General features: G+C 49.0%; 1 protein-coding gene. It reads left to right on the top strand.

The window, feature by feature from the left end; genetic code table 11:
* Positions 1–6,772, top strand: a 6,772-nt coding sequence (rtxA, locus tag AACQ38_RS23235) for an MARTX multifunctional-autoprocessing repeats-in-toxin holotoxin RtxA (RefSeq protein WP_165579195.1), incomplete at both ends; no start/stop codon positions are given.

The raw sequence follows: 6,772 nt of genomic DNA, 5'->3' as shown, positions 1-6,772 counted from the left end.
AAAATGGATGTTTACGCCGGTGGCGCGGTAAATGTTCTTGTGCGTATCGGGGATGGGCAATACCTGGCTCATCTGCTGGCTTATGGCAATATCTCAATCCACAAAGGCAACGGTAGCAGCCGGGTGCGGATGCTGGGCGGATATAACACGCATACTCAGATAGGTAATGGTGATGGAAACTGGTCCGGGAAGGGCGGTTTTAACGTTATCACTCAAGCGGGAAAAGGGAGCATCTCCTCCGTACTGTTAGGTGGCGCTAACGCACTGACTAAGCTCGGGGCGGGCAGTCTGGTTGCCGGTATGCTTGGCGGTGCCAATATTATCAGCCATCTCAGTGAGGAGACTGAAACGTCAAATACCACAGCAATAGCGTTGGGCGGTGCCAGTATCCTGACTAAAAAAGGGACAGGCCGTGCGCAGGCGGTCATGGGCGGCGGGGCAAATGTCCTTACGCATATCGGGGACGGCAATACCACGGGCGTTATGCTGGGTGGCGCGAATATCTTGACTAAAGTCGGGAGTGGCGACTCGACCGGCATTATGTTCGGCATAGGCAACGTGTTGACCCATGTCGGCGACGGTTTGACGCTGGGCGTGATGGCTGCGGCAGGCAATATCTTCACTAAAGTTGGGGAGGGGACATCTATCGCAGCCTTGACTGGTACTGGCAACCTGTTTACCCATATCGGCAAAGGGGATGTCTGGGCGCTAATGGGCGGTGCAGTGAACGTCTTTACCAAAGTGGGTGACGGTGATGCGCTGGCATTGATGGTCGCGGCGGGCAATGTGTTTACGCATATTGGGGATGGCACCAGTGTTGCGCTGATGCAGGCAGAAGGCAATATCGCCACGAAAGTGGGTAATGGTATGACGTTGGCGGCGATGATCGGCAAAGCCAATATTTTTACCCATGTCGGGGAGGGCAATACCTTTGCGGCCCTGATTGGCGGGGCCAATGTGCTGACCAAAGTCGGTAACGACCAGACAGCCGCTTTAATGATAGGGAAAGCCAATATCTATTCCCATGTGGGTAATGGCCCCAGTATCGGTTTGTTTGCCGGTGAACTGAACGTCATGACCAAAGTCGGTAATGGCACAACGCTGGCGGCCATGTTTGGTCGGGCCAATATAATGACTCATGTGGGGGATGGTTTAACCGGCGCGTTAGCATTGGGTGAGGCCAATATCGTTACCAAGGTGGGTAATGATTTTATGGGGGTTGTTGCCACGGCGAACACGAACGCTATTACGCATGTCGGCAATGCGGTAACCGCCAGTATCCTGTTTGGCAAAGGCAATATTCTGACCAAAGTGGGCGACGGTACTACAGTCGGCCTGCTTGTTTCCGATGTGGGTAACGTGATGACCCATATTGGAGAAGGCTCAACGGTGGGGTTTGCCAAAGGAAAAGCCAATATCATCACGCAGATTGGTCATGGTACCGGCGTAAATGCGGCTTGGGGGGAAGCGAATATCCTGACTCAGGTGGGAAATGGCGACCATTACGCTTTTACGAAAGGTCAAGCCAACTTCGTAACTAAAGTGGGGATGGGACGGGAAGTCACGGTAGTTCAGGGGGATGCCAACATTATCACCCATGTGGGTAACGGTGACGATTATACCGGTGCCTGGGGCAAAGCCAATGTTGTCACTAAAGTTGGTGACGGGCGTAATGTGGTGCTGGCGAAAGGCAAGGCCAACATAATCACCCAGGTAGGTCAGGGAGACAGCTTTAATGCCTTATGGAGCGAAGGCAATATTGTCACCAAAGTGGGAGGCGGTATGCAGGTGACGGTGGCGAAAGGGAAAGCTAACGTGACCACGACAGTCGGCAACGGTTTAAATGTTACCGCCACGCAGGGCGACGCGAATATTAACACCCATGTGGGTAAGGGTATTTCGGTTAATGTGGCGTGGGGTAAATATAACGTCAATACCAAAGTGGGCAATGGCCTGAATGTGGCGGTCATGAAAGGCCAGAGTAACGCCAATATTCAGGTGGGTCATGGTTTAGCGGTTAATGCCTCTTATGCGCGCAATAATGTGGCGATTAAGATAGGTGAGGGTGATTTTTACAGCCTGGCGGTTGCCGCGAGTAATACGGAAAGCAACAAACTGGCCGCTTTCTTCAACAATATCAAACAAACTGCACTCGGTGTGATGGGCAGTCAGGCGATCAACTATCTGGTGCAGGGGGAGGAAACTAACACGTCGGGCACTCATAAAGGCAGAGGGGCGATTCATTTAGCGAAAGTTTCTGCTATTGAGGGTTTCCATATAGATGAAATTGCGCCAGTAAGTTCAAATTTGAGCAATCGTTTGCTTGGTTCTGTCACCGCGGCCGAAACGCCTGATCTCGAAAATATTCATCATTCATTGAATATTAATGAAAGCGATGATTCGGAACAGGAAGTTAATCTGATCATCAATGGTGATTTTGAACAAGGTAAATTGGGTTGGTTGACCACTCATGGTATTGAAGCATATCACCCAGCCAGTATTTATGTCCTTGAAACAGAGGGATATGGAGAGCGCGTCAGTGAACTTGATGTGGAGAGAAACACCACGATTTATCAGGATCTGCAAAACTTGTCTGAAGGCGAGGTGATTTCACTGAGTTTTGATTTTGCCAATAGTCGCCATGCTGCTCTTACCGACAGTGGCATGGAGGTTTTATGGAATGGAGAACTTGTATTCTCGGCTTTTGACGGTGCCGCGAAATGGCAAAATAAAACACTGGAGCTAACAGCAAAAACAGGTAGTAACCGCATTGAGTTTAAAGGAACCGGTGAGGATGATGGTACAGGTTATATTCTCGATAATATTGTTGCTAAATCTAAGTGCTCACGACTCACTAAGGCTGTTATCGAACACGCGAAACAGGGTAAAGCGGCACAAAATGCATTAAACGATAAAGAAAAAGCGGAAAAAGATCGCCAGCTTCTAGAACAAGAAAAAGAGAAGCAACTGGCCGCGATGGCGAAATCGCAATCCCGATTAGAATCAACAAATCAGGCAGCGCTTAACCAGAATGGGCAAGTGCAGCGTGCTGCGATAAAAGAAGAAGCGCAGGCCGTGACGGAAGAGCTGACTTTACTCGCGGACAAATTTAAAGCACTTAAAGACAAAACTGATGGGAGTCGTGAGTTAGAGAACCATTATCTCGACTATGCGAGTGGAATCGCTGAGGACATCCAGAAACGATTGGATGATATTAAGCCGACATTAGAAAAACGGCTGGTGGATATACATCGGGATGCTATTGATACACAGCAAAAAGTAAAAGATACCGTGGCGCTATCAGCAGCCGGAGCGGAAAAAGGTAAACAAAATCGTGATAAGGCCATTCTTGATGGTGTAGAGGCGCAATTAAAAGCAGAGCAGAGAAAAAAAGAAGCATTTTTGCAACAGCAGCAGGCGGAAAAGGCGAAGGATAACGCCAATATCGCGTATCAGAATGCAGAAAATCGGGGTCAGCGTGATATTGCGGCGGCGGAAAGTAAAGTGGCTCAAACCCAGGCGGATGCTAAAGGAGCGAAGTTGAGTAATGCCAAGCCTGTTCGCAGTGGTGCAAGTGGCAGCGACTTGTCAGAAGAAAAAGCCTATGAGTCAACAGGGGCGGGAGAAACTGGCAGCCATATTGATCCAGAATCAATGCCGGAAGCGGGAAACCGATATTATCAGGGGCTGACCGAAGAAGAATGGCAGGTGTTGGCGAGTGCGAAACAAGCTGTTAGCCGGTTGCAGATCAACGCGGGAATTCGTGCGAAAAATGCCGGTGCTTCGGTCATTTCTCTGTTTAGCGGAACGTCATACACTAGGGTTGTGGAACCTATCTCAAATCAACCCAGAAAGTTAATCGCAAAAGCACCTGTAATGTCGGGTATCAATTTGCAAGGATTAGGGCAAATTACGGGTGGAGATAGCCTTAAATCCCATTTTTCCATCCTGAGAGAGTTTGAGCCTTTCTTGCTGAGTCAGGATGACAAACGGTTTATTGATTCAACGAAAAGATATTTTGGTCAGATAAATACCGATCGGCCCAGTAAGGCGCTAGAGGGAGTACGTGAGGCTTTCAACAATGCGGTCGAACAACCTGATGAACAGCATGTGTTGCAGCTTGAGCAAGCGCTTGCTCATTGGCAACAGCATGATCCTCATGAGTTTGCCAAGCGTGGTCGGTTAGTCAAAAGCCTGCGTTTTGAAATGGGGGAACTGGTTGCCTACCTTCAGGCAAAAAGAGCTGAATCCGTCGGGGTTCTGGGGATTAGTTTGGCACCTGACCATGTTGCACAGTTTGACCAACAGGTATCCTTTGATGGGTTTGGGCGTGTGGCGGGCTTGAAAGGCGACATCGCGCAAAGCGACATTAATCGTCTTACTGATTTACAAATCAAGCCATTGACTCAGACTAACTCTGCGGCAGAGCGGGAAGCGCCTAAAACTGAAAGTGACAGCCTTATCGTTTTCGTTAGCCGATTGCAACAGGAAGCGATTCCCGAAGGTATGCCGTTAGTTGAGCGGGCCAAAAACCTTTGGCTTAGCGGACAAGTCACACAACAGGAAACCATTAAGCTATTTGAGGATGCCGCTACCCAGTTGCAGACATATCCTGAATTACACACGTTAGCTCAACAGTTACTGGCGGATGCCCGTAAAGAAAAGGCCACGGGACAATATATCGACAACCTGTTTGGCCGCCATTTTGATTCTGAGTTGGCCGATGAATTGGTGAAAACAGCGCCACAGGATGCTATGACCACAGCCCGGCAGACAGGACAATTTCTGGTAGAGCAATTTGAACAGTGGGTAGAGGGTCGTTATCCTGATGTCACCCAGCGTGAGAAGATTGTTGCTGAAACGATGGAGAGTTTTGTCAAGGTCATCAATCAGGACTTTCGCCCCTGGTTTAGTCGAGTGCCTGAATTGATGACGTTTCTGGACGAACCGACTTTTGCCAATTTCAAGACCATGATGACTCAGGTTGATGATGGTTTTGCTGTGATTAAGGTGCCATTTCTAGCAGTAAGAATGGCGATCACAGAGGAAATGGGGATGGTTAAGGCGCAGTGGAAGGTTGAAAGTGATCTTTTTTATCATTATTTTATCACCGAAGTCCGCTCGATCGGTACTCAACTGACTGCCGGGGCGGATGTCACGTACGACGTTGAAATAACCGGAAAGCAGAAGATCAACGATTATGGCACGGCGCTGCCCTACCAGCCTGTGAATGACAAATATAATGATTTTGCGTACGGCAGAAATATTGCCGCGGCGCGGATTTTAACCCCTGGACGGGAAACTACATTTGAGCGTAATGGGTTAGCGCACGGCCACGCGGTGTTGACAGGCGCGTCTGGTTCGACCAATGTCATGGTGCACCTCAATAACTATATCGCCCGTAAACAGCCTACTTTCTCGGCTAGGCAGAGCTATCTCAATACGTTGGCATTTTTGGTATTTGATGGTGGTCATTCTGTCAACGAAAGTCTGGTGGTTTATCAGGCACTACAGGCAACCGCTGAGGGAAAACGTAAGCAGAGACTGAATAGCTACACCGTCAATTATCGGGACTTGGTGGATATTGTTGGTGAGAAAGGCAAAGTTTGGGTCAGTCAGGCGTTGGATAATGCGTTTAAAGACACTGAGGCGCTTTATCGGAAACATGTCTGGGTGAAACCACAACATCTCCCCGCGGTGGAAGAACTGGACGGGTTATCTGGTAAGGATGAGGCGTTAAAACCTGCTATCACAGACGATACTCATCATCAAGGTGAAAAAATTAGCAAACCCCTTGATGACTGGCAGATGGCGGCGGTGACACCGCAAATTGATGGTCGTGAAACTCGTTTTGATGGTCAGATCATTATCCAGATGGAGGATGACCCTGTAGCCGCCAAAGCAGCGGCCAATCTGGCAGGTAAACATCCGGTTTCCAGCGTAGTGGTTCAACTTGACTCTGAGGGCAAATATCGTGTGGTTTATGGCGATCTTGCCCGATTATCCGGTCAGTTGCGTTGGCAAGTTGTCGGTCATGGCCGTGATGCGTCAGAGCAAAATAACATGCGTCTGAGTGGTTATACCGCTGATGAACTGGCGACCAGATTAACGCAGTTTTATCAGGACGCTAATTTGGCTAAAAGCATAACGCACAAACCTGATCACATTAGTCTTGTGGGCTGTTCTTTAATAAATGATGACAAACGGGATGGTTTTGCCCGTCGCTTTATTACGGCTTTAAAGGTGCAGGGTATTCACACCACGGTTTCAGCTCGTCGTAGTGCAGTCGCCGTTGATGTGACCGGCCGTAAATTTACCGAGGATGAACACCGTCAATGGATCCATAAGCTGGCTGATAACAAAGTTGTCCTGAGTTGGAATGAAAAAGGCGAACTTGAAACCCGTTCAGAGCGCGTGCGTCGTCATATTGCTGAAAGCGATATCCATCTTTCGCGTGTCGGCATGGCGGATGCGGAGATGCCGGTCAGAGGGGCGATTGTGGATAATACCATTGTGGATAATACCGATATTTTCACAGTGCCGGAGAGACGCCAAAATAACATTGAGACCGATTCAAGTGATATCTCGAATAACCGGCTAAGTTACTCGGGTAATATTCAGGTGGGGGTGGGGAATGGCGAATTTACCGCGCTCAATTGGGGAACCTCAAACGTGGGCGTCAAAGTCGGTATGGGGGGCTTTAAGTCACTGGTTTTCGGGGATAATAATGTGATGGTGCACATCGGCAATGGCGACAGTAAACACCGCGTCG

This window comes from Photorhabdus sp. RW14-46 (genome assembly GCF_963887965.1).
Taxonomy (GTDB): domain Bacteria; phylum Pseudomonadota; class Gammaproteobacteria; order Enterobacterales; family Enterobacteriaceae; genus Photorhabdus; species Photorhabdus laumondii.
The sequence above is the reverse complement of the archived record's forward strand: the minus strand, read 5'-3'. Positions and strand labels throughout refer to the sequence as shown.